Below are 14,942 nucleotides of genomic sequence, written 5' to 3'. Positions count from 1 at the left end.
CGCTCACCCCCAGAGCTCCGGCGAGGACGGGTGCACCCCGGCCTCGTCGAATTGCAGCGGCACGGCGCGATCCTCGCCCAGCAGCAGCGGGCCATCCAGATCGGTGAACCCGGCCCCCTGCGCCAGCAGCACGGCGGGTGCCATGGCCAGCGACGAGCCGACCATACAGCCGACAAAGATGCCGTAACCCTCGGCCAGCGCGGCCTCGCGCAGGGCCAGCGCCTCGGTCAGCCCGCCGGTCTTGTCGAGCTTGATGTTGACGATGTCATACTTGCCCTTGAGCCCCGGCAGCGAGGCCCGGTCATGGGCGGATTCATCGGCGCAGACCGGCACCGGACGATCCATGCCGATCAGCGCCTCGTCCTCTCCGGCAGGCAGCGGCTGTTCGACCATCGCCACGCCCAGCCGCACCAGATGCGGCGCCAGATCGGCGTATACCTGCGCCGACCAGCCTTCGTTGGCATCGACGATGATGGTGGATTTCGGCGCGCCCTCGCGCACGGCTTCAAGCCGGGCCATATCGTCGGGCGTGCCCAGCTTGATCTTGAGCAGCGGGCGAAAGGCGTTTTTCTGCGCTTGCGCGCGCATCGCTTCGGGCGTGTCGAGCGACAGGGTATAGGCGGTGATCTCGGGGCCGGGCTTGGGCATCCCGAGCAGCTCCCACACCCGCTTGCCAGTGGTCTTGGCTTCCAGATCCCACAGCGCGCAATCGACAGCATTGCGTGCGGCACCGGCGGGCAGCAGCGATTGCAGCGCCTCGCGGCTCACATCGCCCGGCAGCCCCATGATTTCGGCTTCGACGCTGTCCAGCGTCTCGTCATAGCGCGCGTAGGGCACGCATTCGCCCCAGCCAGTCACGCCGTTCTGCGTCACCTTGACCGTCAGCACCTTGGACTCGGTCCGGCTGCCGCGCGAAATGGTAAAGACCTGCGCCAGTTTGAACGTGTCCCGCGTCACTTCGATCATGCGCTTGCCCTTTCATCTTTCCAGTATATACGTACGGCCCGGCGGCGCCCGAACGCGCCGCCGCCCGTGATGGTTACACCCCTGTCAAAGGGATCAATAGGCGGCAAGCGCCTCGACAAGGCGATCAGCGCCGTGGCGGAACGGATCGACGGTCGGAAGGCCAAGGCGCGCCTCGACCTCGGCGCAATAGGCCAGTGCCTCGTCGTCGCCCATGTGCTGGGTGTTGATCGACACGCCGATCACCTTGCACGCCGGGTTCGCCACCTGCGCCAGCGTCAGCGCGACATCGCGCACCGCTTCGAGCGTCGGCAGCTGATAACCCGGCAGACCGCGCATATGGGTGCGGGTCGGCTCGTGGCACAGCACCAGTGCGTCGGGCTGACCGCCATGCACCAGCGCCATGGTCACGCCGGAATAGGACACGTGGAACAGACTGCCCTGCCCTTCGATGATGTCCCAGTGGTCATCATCGTTGTCGGGGGTCAGGTATTCGATCGAGCCAGCCATAAAATCGGCGATGACCGCATCCAGCGGCACACCGTCGCCGGTGATCAGAATGCCGGTCTGGCCGGTGGCGCGGAAGGTCGATTTCATGTCCTTTTCGCGCATGCAGGCATCCATCGCCAGCGCGGTGTACATCTTGCCGACCGAACAATCGGTGCCGACAGCCAGCAGGCGCTTGCCCTTGCGCGGCTCGCCGTTGGCGATGGGGTATTTCACCTGCGGGATGCGCACGTCCCAAAGGTTCTGGCCGGTGGCCTTGGCGACGGCGGCAAGGTCTTCTTCCTCGCGCAGCAGGTTGTGCAGGCCGGAGGCCAGATCGAAGCCCTCTTCAAGCGCCTCGACAAGCACCTTTTTCCAAGTCTGCGAGATCATCCCACCGCGGTTTGCCACGCCGATCACCAGCGTCTTGGCACCGGCAGCCTTGGCTTCGGCCAGCGTCATGTCGGGCAGCTTCATGTCGGCCTTGCAGCCCTCAAGACGCAGCTGGCCAACGCAGTTTTCCGGACGCCAGTCCTTGATCCCCTGGGCGACCTTGGCAGCGAGCGGGTCGGGCGCGTCGCCGAGGAATAGCAGATAGGGGGTCTCGATCATGGCAGTCTCCTTGTTCGTTCGGGGCCGCGCGGCCCCGTCATGCGATTGGGCCGAACCTAGCGTGCGCCCTGCGCAAAGCGATGTCGTTTTCGCACTTGCAGCAGGGATGCTTGCGAAGAATCTTTCGCGATGGGGCGATCTGCTCAAAATTTTTACCAATCGCCAGCAACCGCCGGGCGTCAGACCGCGCCCGATGCTGAAAGCACATCATAAAGCCCGCCCTGCCTGCCCCCGCCGACCGCCATGCAGGTCGCGCCGGGCACAGGGCGTCACCCTCGTTTCAGGTCTTCGACCGCTGTCGGAGTCTCAAGAACAAACGACGGTTCGGGCAGGCCATCCGCTGTCGCCGCGTGCTCCCAGAAGGCCGGAATTCCGGCGTGCACAACCGTTCCCGGCCGGGCGGAGGCGACAAAGATCTGCTTGCTGTTCGCCGGATCGAGCCTGACCGCCACCGGATCGTCAAGCGTGCCGGCATAGAGACCAACCATATCCGGCCAGCGTTCGTAGGTCATGTAGAGCTTTGTCCCGCAGGACGCGCAGAAATGCAGGATAACCTGTTTACCGCTGCCCTCGGAGACATGCGCATAGGTGTCCGGCGCCCCGTGGGTCACGGCAAGATCGGCCAGCGGCGCGATTGGCAGAATGCCCTGCGCGCCCCCGGTCGCGCGCTGGCAGAAGTTGCAGTAGCAGATCGTCGTTCTCGCTGGGGGTTGGGCCATTGAATAGGCAACGGCCCCGCACAGGCATGCCCCGGTCAATTCAGTCATAACGTGGATGTCTCATCTCTGGCAGTGTTCGCCCGGGACCGTAGCGACAGCATCGGACCGACCGCAACAGCTGAAACGATGGCGTTGCCCGCGATCAACACTGCCCGCGCAAAGCGGTATTCCACGACATGTCGCACCTGCAGCAAAATTCCCTTGCTTGCCGATCCGCAATTTAATAACCCATAGGCAGCACAAAACGAAACATCCTTTCACCGCCATTCAGCCCCGAGGAGACCTCATGAGCTTCCGCATTCAGCCCGCCCCCCCGGCCCGCCCGAACCGCTGCCAGCTTTTCGGACCGGGCTCGCGCCCAGCGATCTTTGAAAAGATGGCCGGCTCGGCGGCGGACGTGATCAACCTCGATCTGGAAGACAGCGTCGCCCCGTCCGACAAGGACAGCGCCCGCGCCAACATCATTCAGGCGATCGGCGATATCGACTGGGGCAAGAAGACCCTGTCGGTGCGGATCAACGGGCTGGACACGCCGTACTGGTATCGCGACGTGGTCGACCTGCTGGAACAGGCCAGCGAGCGGATCGACCAGATCATGATCCCCAAGGTCGGCTGCGCGGGCGACATCTATGCCGTCGATGCGCTGGTAACGGCGGTGGAACGCGCCAAGGGCCGCAGCAAGCCGATCAAGTTCGAGGTGATCATCGAATCCGCCGCCGGCATCGCCCATGTCGAGGAGATCGCCGCCGCCTCGCCCCGCCTTGAGGCCATGAGCCTTGGCGCTGCCGATTTCGCGGCAAGCATGGGCATGTCGACCACCGGCATCGGCGGCACGCAGGAAAATTACTACATGCTGCACGAAGGGGCCAAGCACTGGTCGGACCCGTGGCATTGGGCGCAGGCCGCCATCGTCGCCGCCTGCCGCACCCATGGCGTGCTGCCGGTCGATGGCCCGTTCGGCGATTTCTCTGACGACGAGGGCTTCCGCGCGCAGGCGCTGCGCTCGGCCACGCTGGGCATGGTCGGCAAATGGGCGATCCACCCCAAGCAGGTGACGCTGGCCAACGAGGTCTTTACCCCGTCGGACAAGGCCGTCAGCGAAGCGCGCGAGATTCTCGCCGCGATGGATGCCGCCAAGGCCAAGGGCGAGGGCGCGACGGTCTACAAGGGCCGCCTTGTCGACATTGCCTCGATCAAGCAGGCCGAAGTGATCGTCAAACAGGCGGAACTGATCGCCGCGGGCTGATTGCCGATGCCGCGCAGGCGGCGCTCATTGATCGGAAACCGCGACAGGCGCAGGGTTCGAGGCAGGGAGGACCTGCCTCGTTTTCGTCTGAAGGCCTGTCCATGTCGTATCGCCTTGCCGCTCTGGCCCTGTTTGCCTCCCTGCCCACCCTGCCCGCACAGGCCGAACCCATGCCCTTCGCCACCCCTTCGGGCGATGTGGAATGCCGCCTCACGTCGGGATCGCTGGATTGTTCGGTGTTCGACCTTGCGGTGCCGCTGTCCGGCAAAGGGCCGCGCGAGTGCGGCAGCGACTGGGGCCACCGCTACGTGCTGCTGTCCGAAGGCCCGGTCCACCTGATCTGTGGCGGTCCGGCAGGGCGCGCCGCGCGGCAGGACATCGCGCCCTATGGCATCTCGGCCAACTGGGGGCCGATCCGCTGCACCTCGGACCCGGGCGGGCTGATGTGCCACAATGCCGACGGGCACGGGTTCGTGCTGGCCCGCGATGCGGTGGGCGTGTTCTGAACTTGACGCAGGGGCAGGACTGCGGAACCCTTGTTGGCATAGTGCCCCTTGGTTTCAGGTGATCCCATGTTCAGACCCACCCTTATCCTTTGCCTTCTTGCCAGCCCCGCCGTCGCCGACGTGGATTTCTTCAGCACCCCGTCGGGTAATATTCACTGCTCGGTGGGAATCGAAGCCAACGTCTCCGACATTTTCTGCACCATATACGAGCGCACGCCGACCCTGCCGCGCCCCGGCAACTGCCGCAGCGCCGGGCACACCGTGTCGATGCTGAACCGCGGCCCGGTCACCCTCGAATGCGACCAGCCGGGCAAATCCTATGCCCGCCCGAGCGACCCCGGCTCGCAGGTTTTGCAATACGGTCAGCGCTGGGATATCGGGGGGATCCTGTGCAGCTCGAGCCGGCAGGGGCTCGAGTGCCGCAACGACAGTGGCCATGGCTTCTTTCTGTCGAGAGCCCGGCAAAGCGTGTTCTAAACCGGATGGCCGGGATCGCCCCGGCCATCCGCAAACCTCATTCGCCGGGCTTTTGCGCCGCGCGCGCCAGAACCACCTCGGCCTCTTCGTCGATGTGCAGATCATCCTCCCGCTGCTCGCCAGCGAGCGGATCGCCGTAGACCTCCATGTCGATCTGCCCCTCGCCCTTGGCGACGATGGTCGACACCACCGCATCACCAGTGATGTTCACCGCGGTGCGGATCATGTCCATCAGCCGGTCGACGCCAAGGATCAACGCGATGCCCTCGATCGGCAGCCCCACCTGCCCCAGCACCATGGTCAGCATCACAAGGCCAACCCCCGGCACACCGGCGGTGCCGATCGACGCCAGAACCGCCATCGCGATCACCGTGATATAGCCGCCAAGGCCAAGGTCGATGCCGTAGACATTGGCAAGGAACACCGTCGCCACGCCCTGCATGATCGCGGTGCCATCCATGTTGATCGTCGCCCCGAACGGCACGGTAAAGGACGCCACACCGCTTTTCACGCCCATGCGTTCCGTCACGCAGCGCAGGGTGATCGGGATGGTCGCGTTCGACGAGGCCGTCGAAAAGGCAAAGATCTGCGCCGGGCGGATCTTCTTGAGGAAGATGAACGGGTTCAGCCCCGAGAACAGCTTGAGGAACAGCATCAGCGTCACGAACAGATGCAGCAGCAACGCCCCGACCAGCACCAGAACATAGGACAGCACCGGCAGGAACAGCCCGATGCCCTGCTCGGTAAAGGTTTTCGCGATCAGGCAGAACACGCCATAGGGCGCAAAGGCCATGACGATCTGCACGATCTTCATCATCACCTCATTCATGTACTCGCAGGCTTCGACGAAGGGCTTCGAACGCTCTGCCAGCATCAGCACGGCCACGCCAAGGGTGATGGTGTAGAAGATGATCTGCAGCATCTCGCCATTGGCAAAGGCCGCGACCGGGTTGCGTGGCACGATGTTGGCAAAGGTGTCCCAGACGCTGGGGGCCTCCCTGCCCGACACGCCCGAGGTGTCGATGCCATCCATGACAAAGCCGTTGCCGGGCGCCACCACCAGTGCGATCAGGATCGCCACCGCGATCGCCGTGGCGGTGGTCGCGAGGTACAGCGCAAAGCTCTTGCCGCCGACCCGCCCGAGGATGCGCACATCGCCAATGCCCGCCACACCGCAGATCAGCGAGAAGAACACCAGCGGCACCACCAGCATCTGCAGCGCGTTCACGAACATCCGGCCGATCATGTAGAACAGCCCACCCACCACATGGGTGTTGATGAACCCGATCTGGGCAATATTGAGGATCACTCCAAGCACCAGTCCGGCGCACATCGCGATCATGATCCGCGTCGTCAGCGACAGTTTTCCGTCGCCATCCCGAAGTGTCGCCGCCATGGCAGCCTCCTGTTTGTTGAATCCTGCGGCCAGTGTGCCCGCGAAATGTCCGAACACCGATGATTATTCCCGCAATGCCTGCGGTTTTCTCGCCGCATGTCGCAGCGATCCCCAAAACATGCATGACGCTTGATCAGTTCACCGGAAAATTTTGCCAAAGCTGCGCCCGGAAAGCCACGCAAAGGGCGGTAGATTGCCTCTTGCAGCCTTCGTATTGTCCCCGTCACACAGCAGCGCTAAAGCGCGCAACCGACCGTCTGAAAGGAAACCTCATGACGCAGTTCACGCTTGGATGGGAAGAATGGCTTTCGATGCCCGACCTAGGCCTGCCAGCGGTGCGCGCCAAGGTGGACACCGGCGCGCGCACCTCGGCGCTGCATGCCTTTGCCATCGAACCCTTCGGCTCGGCACGAAAGCCGATGGTGCGCTTTGCGATCCACCCCGATCCGGGCGATCCGCTGCTGGAAATGATCTGCTCGGCCCCAATGAAGGACCGGCGCGAGGTCACCTCGTCGAACGGCGAGACCGAACTGCGCTTCGTGATCGAGACCACGGTGACCATGGGCGATCGGTCATGGCCGATCGAGGTCACGCTGACCGACCGCGGATCGATGGCCTATCGGATGCTGCTGGGCCGCACCGCGCTGGATGAAGACATGGTGGTGCAGCCGACGCAAAGCTTCTGCCAGCCGGAACTGTCCTTCGATGCCTACCACGGCATTCCGCGCAACGAACGCCACCGCCGCGCGCTGCGCCTTGCAATCCTGACCCGCGAGCCGGACAATTATTCGACCCGCAAGCTGATTGCCGCCGCCGAGATGCGTGGCCATACGATGGAGGTCATCGACACTTCGCGCTGCTACATGAACATCCACTCGGTCGGCGGCGAAGTGCATTACGACGGGCGCAAGCTGCCCCATTACGATGCGGTCATCCCCCGCATCGGGGCGTCGATCACCTCCTACGGCACGGCGGTGGTGCGCCAGTTCGAGACCATCGGCACCTATTGCCTTGCCGGCTCCGAAGGCATCACCACTTCACGCGACAAGCTGCACGCCCATCAGGTGCTGGCACGCCACCGCATCGGCATGCCGACCACGGCCTTTGCGCGCAGCCCCAAGGATTCGGCCAATGTCATCAGCCTTGTCGGCGGGGCGCCGCTGGTGCTCAAGCTGCTGGAAAGCACGCAAGGCAAGGGCGTGGTTCTGGCGGAAACCAAGAAGGCGGCGGAATCGGTGATCTCGGCCTTTCAGGGCCTGCGCGCGGATTTCCTCGTGCAGAGCTTCGTCAAGGAAGCGGCTGGCGAAGACATCCGCTGCTTTGTCGTTGGCGGCAAAGTGGTCGCCGCGATGCGCCGCATCGGCAAGCCCGACGATTTCCGCTCCAACCTTCACCAGGGCGGCACGGCCGAGTCGGCGAAGATCTCGAAACAAGAACGCGAGATAGCGATCCGCGCCGCCCGCGCGATGAAACTCGACGTGGCCGGAGTCGACCTGCTGCGCGGTGATGACGGACCGAAGGTACTCGAGGTCAACAGTTCTCCAGGGCTCGAAGGCATTGAGCGCACATCCGGCAAGGACATCGCCGGAATGGTGATCGACCACATCGAAGCAAAGGTCGCCCCCCGGCCCTCGCGCGCGCGGGCGCGGCGCACCGTTCCGGACAGCCCCGCGAGCTGAGAGCGACGGCCAGCCTCCGGCGGGGATATTTTTGAGCCAGAAGAAACCAGAGCGCGGCGCCCAACTTCTTCTGGCAGGAAATATCCCGGGGGGGTGAGGCCGCAAGGCCGAGGGGGGCTGGCCCCCTTTTGGCGGCACCCTTGCCGCAACGGTCGGCGGGCGTTACACAACGCCGATACAGCCAAGAAGGGGGAGACCCATGCCCGCCTACCGTTCCCGCACCACCACCCACGGCCGCAACATGGCCGGCGCCCGCGGCCTGTGGCGTGCCACAGGCATGACCGACGGCGACTGGAACAAGCCGATCATCGCCATCGTCAACAGCTTCACCCAATTCGTGCCCGGCCATGTGCACCTGAAGGACCTCGGCCAGATGGTCGCGCGCGAGGTCGAGAAGGCTGGCGGTGTCGCCAAGGAGTTCAACACCATCGCGGTCGATGATGGCATCGCCATGGGCCATGACGGCATGCTCTATTCCCTGCCCTCGCGCGAGATCATCGCCGACAGCGTGGAATACATGGTCAACGCCCATTGCGCCGACGCCATGGTCTGCATCTCGAACTGTGACAAGATCACGCCGGGCATGCTGATGGCGGCGATGCGGCTGAACATCCCGGTGGTGTTCGTGTCTGGCGGGCCGATGGAAGCGGGCAAGGTCGTCTGGGACGACGAGGAAAAGGCGCTCGATCTGGTCGACGCCATGGTCGCTGCCGCCGACGACAAGTACACCGACGCACAGGTGCAGGCGATCGAGGAAGCCGCCTGCCCGACCTGCGGGTCCTGCTCTGGGATGTTCACCGCCAACTCAATGAACTGCCTGACCGAAGCGCTTGGCCTGTCGTTGCCGGGCAACGGGTCGACCCTTGCCACCCATGCCGACCGCCAGCGCCTGTTCGTCGAAGCCGGTCATCTGATCGTGGATCTTGCCAAGCGCTACTACGAGCAGGACGACGCGTCGGTGTTGCCGCGTTCCATCGCCACCTTCGAGGCGTTCAAGAACGCGATGACGCTGGATATCGCCATGGGCGGATCGACCAACACAGTGCTGCACCTGCTGGCCGCCGCCAGCGAGGGTGAGGTCGCTTTTGATATGACCGACATCGACAAGCTGTCGCGCAATGTTCCGGTGCTGTGCAAGGTCGCACCGGCCAAGGACGACGTGCACATGGAAGACGTGCACCGCGCCGGCGGCATCATGGCGATCCTCGGCCAGCTCGACCGGGCGGGCTTGATCGACAGCTCGGTGCCCACCGTGCATGCCGAGACCATGGCCCACGCGCTGGATCGCTGGGATGTGTCGCGCACCAATTCCGAAACGGTGCATGACTTCTTCCGCGCCGCGCCCGGCGGCGTGCGCACCACGCAGGCGTTTTCGACGGATCGGCGCTTCGAAACGCTGGATCTCGACCGCCAGAACGGCGTCATCCGCGATGCGGAGCACGCCTTTTCCAAGGATGGCGGGCTTGCGGTTCTGTACGGCAACCTCGCCGAGGATGGCTGCATCGTGAAGACCGCCGGGGTCGACGAATCGATCCTCGTTTTCTCCGGCCCGGCACGGATCTTTGAATCGCAGGACACGGCTGTCAGCGCGATCCTGACCGGCAAGATCCATCGCGGCGACGTGGTGCTGATCCGCTATGAGGGGCCGCGCGGCGGGCCGGGAATGCAGGAAATGCTGTATCCGACGAGCTACCTGAAATCGAAGGGGCTGGGCAAGGATTGCGCGCTGGTCACCGACGGGCGGTTTTCGGGCGGCTCTTCGGGCCTGTCCATCGGCCATGTCTCGCCCGAGGCGGCAGAGGGCGGCGCCATCGGCCTTGTCGAGGAAGGCGATCTGATTGAGATCGACATCCCGGCCCGCAAGATCCATCTTGCCGTCGATGATGCGGTGATCGCCGAACGCCGCCTCAAGCGCGACGAAGCCGGCTGGCAGCCCGAGGAAAAGCGCAAGCGCAAGGTGTCCAAGGCGCTCAAGGCCTATGCCGCGCTGACCACCAGCGCCGCAAAGGGCGCTGTTCGCCAGATCTGAGCCAATGCCCCGCCGCCGCGAACCGGCGGCGGGGTGTCTTTGCTACAGTCGATAGCCGCCCGAGACGGTCAGGATTTCGCCGGTGATGAACCCGGCCTCTTCGCTGGCGAGGAAGCGCACCGCGCGCGCGACATCCTGTGGCTGTCCGATCCGCCCAAGCGCGGTGTCCTTCACGAACAACCCTTTGAGATCATCGGAGCGCGAGGATTCCGGCGTGTCGATCGCCCCCGGCGCAACGGCGTTGACGCGAATCCCCTGCGGGCCCAATTCCTTGGCCATGGCACGGGTCCACAAGTTCAGCGCCGCCTTGCTGGCGCCATAGATCGACGCGCCGTGCGGCGGCAGCACGGCATTCACCGACGAGATATTCACGATGGCCGCGCCCGGCTTCAGATGTGGCAAAGCCGCCGCAAGCAGCGCCTGCGGCGCCAGCAGATTGACGCCAAGCATGTCTTGCAGGGGCGCAGCATCGAAGTCCTGCGCTGGCGACATGCCGATCTGCCCGGCATTGTTGACGATCACATCAAGCGCGCCGAACCGGTTCAACACCTGCGACACAATCGCCTCGGCGGCGCTTTGCGCCAGCAGATCGGCGCGGATTGCCAGCGTTTCGTCCGGCAGGCCCCTTGGAACGGTGGTGGCCCATGTGATAGCGACCGCATGATCGCGGGCGAACTCCGCGGCGATGGCATGGCCGATGCCACGCGCACCGCCGGTGACCAGAACAACCCTTGGCATGCTGCGCCTCGCTGGGGATGAAAAAAAGGCCCCCCGTTTCCGGAGGGCCGTGTCAGCAGATCAGGCCGTGGCCATCATGCCTTGCTCGCGCGCCAGATCGCGCATGCGCTTTTGCAGCTTTTCGAACGCCCGCACTTCGATCTGGCGAATGCGTTCGCGGCTGACATCGTAGACGCCCGACAGATCCTCAAGCGTCACCGGCTGTTCCGCCAGACGGCGCTGGGTCAGGATATCGCGTTCGCGCTCGTTCAGCACATCCATCGCTTCTGCCAGCAGGGCGCGCCGCGCGTCGAGCTCGTTGCGCTCGGCGTAATCGGTGGCCTGATCGGCGCTTTCGTCTTCCAGCCAGTCCTGCCATTGCATCGAACCATCGTCGTCGCTGCCGACCGTGGCGTTCAGCGAGGCATCGCCCCCCGACAGACGCCGGTTCATCGAGATGACTTCGGCCTCGGTCACGCCCAGATCGGTGGCGATCTTCTCGACATGCTCGGGGCGCAGATCGCCCTCTTCAAGCGCGCCGATGCGCGACTTGGCCTTGCGCAGGTTGAAGAACAGCTTCTTTTGCGCCGATGTGGTGCCCAGCTTGACCAGCGACCACGACCGCAGGATGTATTCCTGAATCGACGCCCGGATCCACCACATCGCATAGGTGGCAAGGCGGAAGCCTTTTTCCGGGTCAAAGCGTTTCACCGCCTGCATCAGGCCGACATTGGCTTCGGAGATCACCTCGGCCTGCGGCAGACCGTAGCCGCGATAGCCCATGGCGATCTTGGCGGCCAGCCGCAGATGCGATGTGACCATCCGGTGCGCCGAGGCGGAATCGCCATCCTCGACCCAGCGCTTGGCCAGCATGTATTCTTCTTCGGGTTCCAGAAGCGGAAACTTCCGGATCTCGGACAGGTAGCGGCTTAGGCCTGCTTCCGGCGACGGAGCCGGAAGATTGGCGTATTTGCTCATATTGCTCACGTGCCCTGTTACCTCCAATGTTATGGGGCTTAACATCCCAGATGGGAAGGCCCGGATCGTTTTTCAAGGGTCGGCCCGGCGGTAGCGCGACGGCGCCACCGAACAGGACCATCTTTGAGTGTTACGAAGATAACGCGAAATTCCGTCGCCGGGTTCGCATTATTTCCTGACTCACGGTATCGGGAATACTATGTCAGCTGTGCGCATGAAGCGGAATTCGCAAATAATGCAGCCAATATGTGCATATGCGCTCAAACTTCACCGCGAAGCACGGATAGAAGTCTGGCCATATCTTCGGGCAAAGGTGCCTCGAACAGCAATTGTTCGCCGCTCACGGGATGGTCGAACCCCAGCTCGGCGGCGTGCAGCGCTTGGCGGGGAAACCCGGTGACCGCTGCGGCGGCGGCTTCGCCCAAGGCGGCTGGCGAGGGCTTGCGCCGCCCGCCATAGGTCTGATCGCCGACCAGCCCATGCCCGGCATGGGCCATGTGGACGCGGATCTGGTGCGTGCGCCCGGTTTCGAGCCGGCATTCCACCAGCGCCAGCGACGCTGGCGTGCCAAAGCTTTCAAGCACCCGCGCCCGGGTCACCGCATGTCGGCCCTGCCCGTCGAAATACACCGCCTGACGTTGCCGGTCGGTCTTGTGGCGGGCGAGCCCGGACTGGATGCGGATCACATTGCCCGATTCCATCGAAACGCCCCGCGTGCCCAGCAAACGCGGATCGCCCGCATTGGGTGCGCCATGGCACAGCGCCAGATAGGCCCGATCGGCGCTATGCGCTTCGAATTGCGCGGCAAGCCCGTGATGGGCCCGGTCGGATTTCGCCACCACCAGCAGGCCGGATGTGTCCTTGTCGATACGGTGCACGATGCCGGGACGGGCGATGCCACCCACCCCCGACAGAGCGCCGCCGAAATGATGCAGCAAGGCGTTGACCAGCGTGCCCTTCGGCGTGCCGGGCGCAGGATGCACCACCATGCCGACCGGCTTGTTGACGACCACAAGGTCGGCATCTTCCCAGACGATGTCGAGCGGGATGTCCTCGGGGCCAATATGGCTTTCCTCGGCTTTGGGCAGGATGATGGCGATCTCGTCGCCCTCGACGACCTTTGCCTTGGGATCGCTCAGCACCTCGCCCCGGCGCATCACCGCGCCATCGGCGATAAGCTTTGCAAGCCGCGTCCGCGAGAGTGCCGCCTCCTCTGGCACATCGCGGGCGAGCGCCTTATCAAGACGCGCAGGCGGGGCCTCCCCGATGACGATGCGCAGAGGATTTTCCATGTCACAGGCTCCCGACCCCGAAGAACAGCTGCCCGAGCCGCCAAACCTGCGCTTCCTGCGTCTTCTGGTTACGGTGCTGACGGGCGTGATGATCCTCGGGCTGATAACGCTCCTCGGGCTGGTTGTCATCCGGAACACGACAGCGCGTGCGCCGCTGCCCGATGTCATCACCCTGCCGGACGGCGCGACGGCCTCCGCCTATACGCAAGGCCCCGACTGGTACGCCGTCGTGACCGATGAAAACCGCATCCTGATCTTTGATCGCACCAGTGGAAAACTTCGCCAGACCATCCTGATCGAGCCGCACCCCTGAGGCAACCTTGCCCGCGTCTCCGGGGTGAAAGACGCGGCGTGGCCTCAAATGTGCTGTCGCCTGATCCAGCTGCACAGGCTGCGCATCTCTTCGTCGTTCAGCGCCCTGTCATATTCGACCGCAACCGACAGATCCCCACGGTGATAGGCATCCAGTGGCGCGCCGTTGTCATTCAGCGTTCCCAGCATCGCAGGTACCCCCGGCGTGGTCACACCCGCCTGTGCCGCTTTGTAGATCTTCGAGCCGTTGATCAGCATCCTGACCTCGCTGCCGTCATGCGTGCCGACTGCGGCCTGCCAATTGCTGTTGATCACCGGCACCAGCACCGCCTGCGAATTCGATCCGACCGACATCGCCGTACCCGTCGCCCTGTAGCTGATATAGGATCGCGCATCGGTCGAAGACCGGCCTCCGTAAAGGATGCGCATTTGACTGTCCTGCTTTCGGAAACCGACGCCGATGGTGCGCTCGGCGCCATGCACCGGACCACCAGTGTAATGGTCGTCTGAGCCGTCGAAACTCAGCATTCCGGCGCTGTAGCTCGCCGCGTTCACCGCCGTCAGGTCGGCGCTGCCGCCGCTGCTGTCAGCAAGGATCGACGCATCCGCCGTCGGCAGGTACAGCGCCACCAGGCCAGCCAGATCGGTCGGGTGAAACCGCTGCGTCACGATCCAGCCGCGCGCGCGCAGCTCGGCAAGCAATGCCGCAGACATGTTGTCCGCGCCAAGTTGCGACAAGTGAAAAACGTCGGCCGGAGGATCGACAAATTGATCCGTCGCGATCGAGAAGGCGTCATGGTTCAGCCCGTTTGACCAGTGAAAGACATGCCCGGGCCAGCGCGACTGCATCTCAAGCCAGATCGCCTCCTGGATGGAGCCAGCATAGCTCGAACCATAAGGATTGATCGGTGGAACAACCAGCCAGCGATCATGCGGGATTTCGGCGATGGCCTCGGCAATCAGGTCGACATAGGCGACGGTTTTGTCCCCCTCCAGATCGTCATAGCCGTTGTAGGATCCGTCCCAGATCACAACCGGGTAGGCCAGAAGTTCGGTGTTTGTCAGCTCCGTGAACTCGGATCGGACCGCGGTGATGTTATTGCCGCCGACCGCGATGTTGTTGATGCTCAGCCCGCTGGCGGCATCGAGCGTCTCCCAGAGCGACACGCCGGACGCGCCCGCCATGAGACTGTCGCCCCCGGTCAGCAGACCTGTCGCACGGGTCGCCATCCCCACTCCGACACCCCAACCAGCCACGAAGCTGAAAGTGCTGATACCTAGTCCGAACATGCTTCACCTCGCTGCGGAATGACATAGCGTTACGGGGCAAATTCTCCGATGGGGTGATTAAGGCTTCCTGCGAGCATCGGCCGGCCCCTGTGCAACGCCGTGGTGCCGCAACCTTTTGGGCTTGAGGCGCTGCCCGGCGAGTCTGCAGTTATAGGTTCGGTGTGGCTCTGTTGCACAAAGCCGCTGATGGCCAAGCTGCCCCTTCCCCCGGACACACTTATCCTACAGCCTCGGTCACGG

Annotated in this window: 14 protein-coding genes; 6 read left to right on the top strand and 8 right to left on the bottom strand. The window is 64.1% G+C overall.

Annotated features, from left to right (window positions below; genetic code table 11):
- Positions 1-3: 3 nt before the first annotated feature.
- From dgcA to Q4543_RS07460, 3 genes are all read right to left on the bottom strand, one after another.
- Entirely contained in the window at positions 4-966 is a 963-nt protein-coding gene (dgcA, locus tag Q4543_RS07470; protein WP_303437186.1) for an N-acetyl-D-Glu racemase DgcA, read from the bottom strand.
- A 93-nt stretch (positions 967-1,059) separates the two neighbouring features.
- Positions 1,060-2,061: an N-acetyltransferase DgcN gene (dgcN, locus tag Q4543_RS07465; protein ID WP_303437185.1), complete on the bottom strand. Its 1,002-nt coding sequence runs from the start codon at positions 2,059-2,061 to the stop codon at positions 1,060-1,062.
- 269 nt (positions 2,062-2,330) lie between these two features.
- On the bottom strand, positions 2,331-2,780 hold the full coding sequence (locus tag Q4543_RS07460; protein WP_303437184.1) for a GFA family protein: 450 nt from the start codon (positions 2,778-2,780) through the stop codon (positions 2,331-2,333).
- Between the two features lie 286 nt (positions 2,781-3,066).
- On the opposite strand from Q4543_RS07460, the gene Q4543_RS07455 reads away from it, so the two are divergent.
- The 3 genes from Q4543_RS07455 (at position 3,067) to Q4543_RS07445 (ending at position 5,009) form a co-directional block, all read left to right on the top strand.
- A complete protein-coding gene (locus tag Q4543_RS07455) occupies positions 3,067-4,026 on the top strand; it encodes an L-malyl-CoA/beta-methylmalyl-CoA lyase (protein WP_216005087.1) in 960 nt (319 codons plus the stop codon).
- A gap of 101 nt (positions 4,027-4,127) precedes the next feature.
- Positions 4,128-4,532 (top strand): DUF6636 domain-containing protein, encoded by a 405-nt coding sequence (locus Q4543_RS07450; protein ID WP_303437183.1) that lies wholly within the window; start codon positions 4,128-4,130, stop codon positions 4,530-4,532.
- Positions 4,533-4,598: 66 nt separating this feature from the next.
- Positions 4,599-5,009, top strand: a complete 411-nt coding sequence (locus Q4543_RS07445; RefSeq protein ID WP_303437182.1) for a DUF6636 domain-containing protein — start codon at positions 4,599-4,601, stop codon at positions 5,007-5,009.
- 37 nt (positions 5,010-5,046) lie between these two features.
- Here Q4543_RS07445 and Q4543_RS07440 read toward each other — a convergent pair whose 3' ends face one another.
- Positions 5,047-6,405: a dicarboxylate/amino acid:cation symporter gene (locus Q4543_RS07440; protein ID WP_303437181.1), complete on the bottom strand. Its 1,359-nt coding sequence runs from the start codon at positions 6,403-6,405 to the stop codon at positions 5,047-5,049.
- Positions 6,406-6,677: 272 nt separating this feature from the next.
- Between Q4543_RS07440 and rimK the strand changes: the two genes are divergently transcribed.
- A complete protein-coding gene (gene rimK, locus Q4543_RS07435; RefSeq protein WP_303437180.1) occupies positions 6,678-8,084 on the top strand; it encodes a 30S ribosomal protein S6--L-glutamate ligase in 1,407 nt (468 codons plus the stop codon).
- Between the two features lie 199 nt (positions 8,085-8,283).
- On the top strand, positions 8,284-10,113 hold the full coding sequence (gene ilvD / locus Q4543_RS07430; protein ID WP_216005092.1) for a dihydroxy-acid dehydratase: 1,830 nt from the start codon (positions 8,284-8,286) through the stop codon (positions 10,111-10,113).
- 42 nt (positions 10,114-10,155) lie between these two features.
- Here the strand turns inward: ilvD and Q4543_RS07425 are convergent, their stop codons facing one another.
- The 3 genes from Q4543_RS07425 to Q4543_RS07415 form a co-directional block, all read right to left on the bottom strand.
- Positions 10,156-10,851 carry an SDR family NAD(P)-dependent oxidoreductase gene (locus Q4543_RS07425; RefSeq protein ID WP_303437179.1) on the bottom strand — a complete coding sequence of 232 codons (696 nt, stop codon included), beginning with the start codon at positions 10,849-10,851 and terminating at the stop codon, positions 10,156-10,158.
- A gap of 60 nt (positions 10,852-10,911) precedes the next feature.
- Positions 10,912-11,808, bottom strand: coding sequence for an RNA polymerase sigma factor RpoH (gene rpoH / locus Q4543_RS07420; protein WP_303437283.1), 897 nt, complete (start codon positions 11,806-11,808; stop codon positions 10,912-10,914).
- Positions 11,809-12,068: 260 nt separating this feature from the next.
- Complete coding sequence (locus Q4543_RS07415) at positions 12,069-13,100, bottom strand: RluA family pseudouridine synthase (protein WP_216005094.1); 1,032 nt, start codon at positions 13,098-13,100, stop codon at positions 12,069-12,071.
- Here Q4543_RS07415 and Q4543_RS07410 point away from each other — a divergent pair.
- The gene (locus Q4543_RS07410; RefSeq protein WP_303437178.1) at positions 13,099-13,413 is read left to right on the top strand and encodes a DUF6476 family protein; all 315 of its coding nucleotides are present in this window, start codon (positions 13,099-13,101) and stop codon (positions 13,411-13,413) included. The genes Q4543_RS07415 and Q4543_RS07410 overlap by 2 nt on opposite strands.
- A gap of 44 nt (positions 13,414-13,457) precedes the next feature.
- On the opposite strand, the gene Q4543_RS07405 is transcribed toward Q4543_RS07410, so the two are convergent.
- Positions 13,458-14,642, bottom strand: coding sequence for a hypothetical protein (locus Q4543_RS07405; protein WP_303437177.1), 1,185 nt, complete (start codon positions 14,640-14,642; stop codon positions 13,458-13,460).
- Between the last annotated feature and the right edge of the window lie 300 nt (positions 14,643-14,942).

The organism is Salipiger sp. 1_MG-2023, from assembly GCF_030547555.1.
Lineage (GTDB): Bacteria > Pseudomonadota > Alphaproteobacteria > Rhodobacterales > Rhodobacteraceae > Salipiger.
Note: the sequence above shows the minus strand (reverse complement) of the source record. Positions and strands in the feature narration are given on the sequence as shown.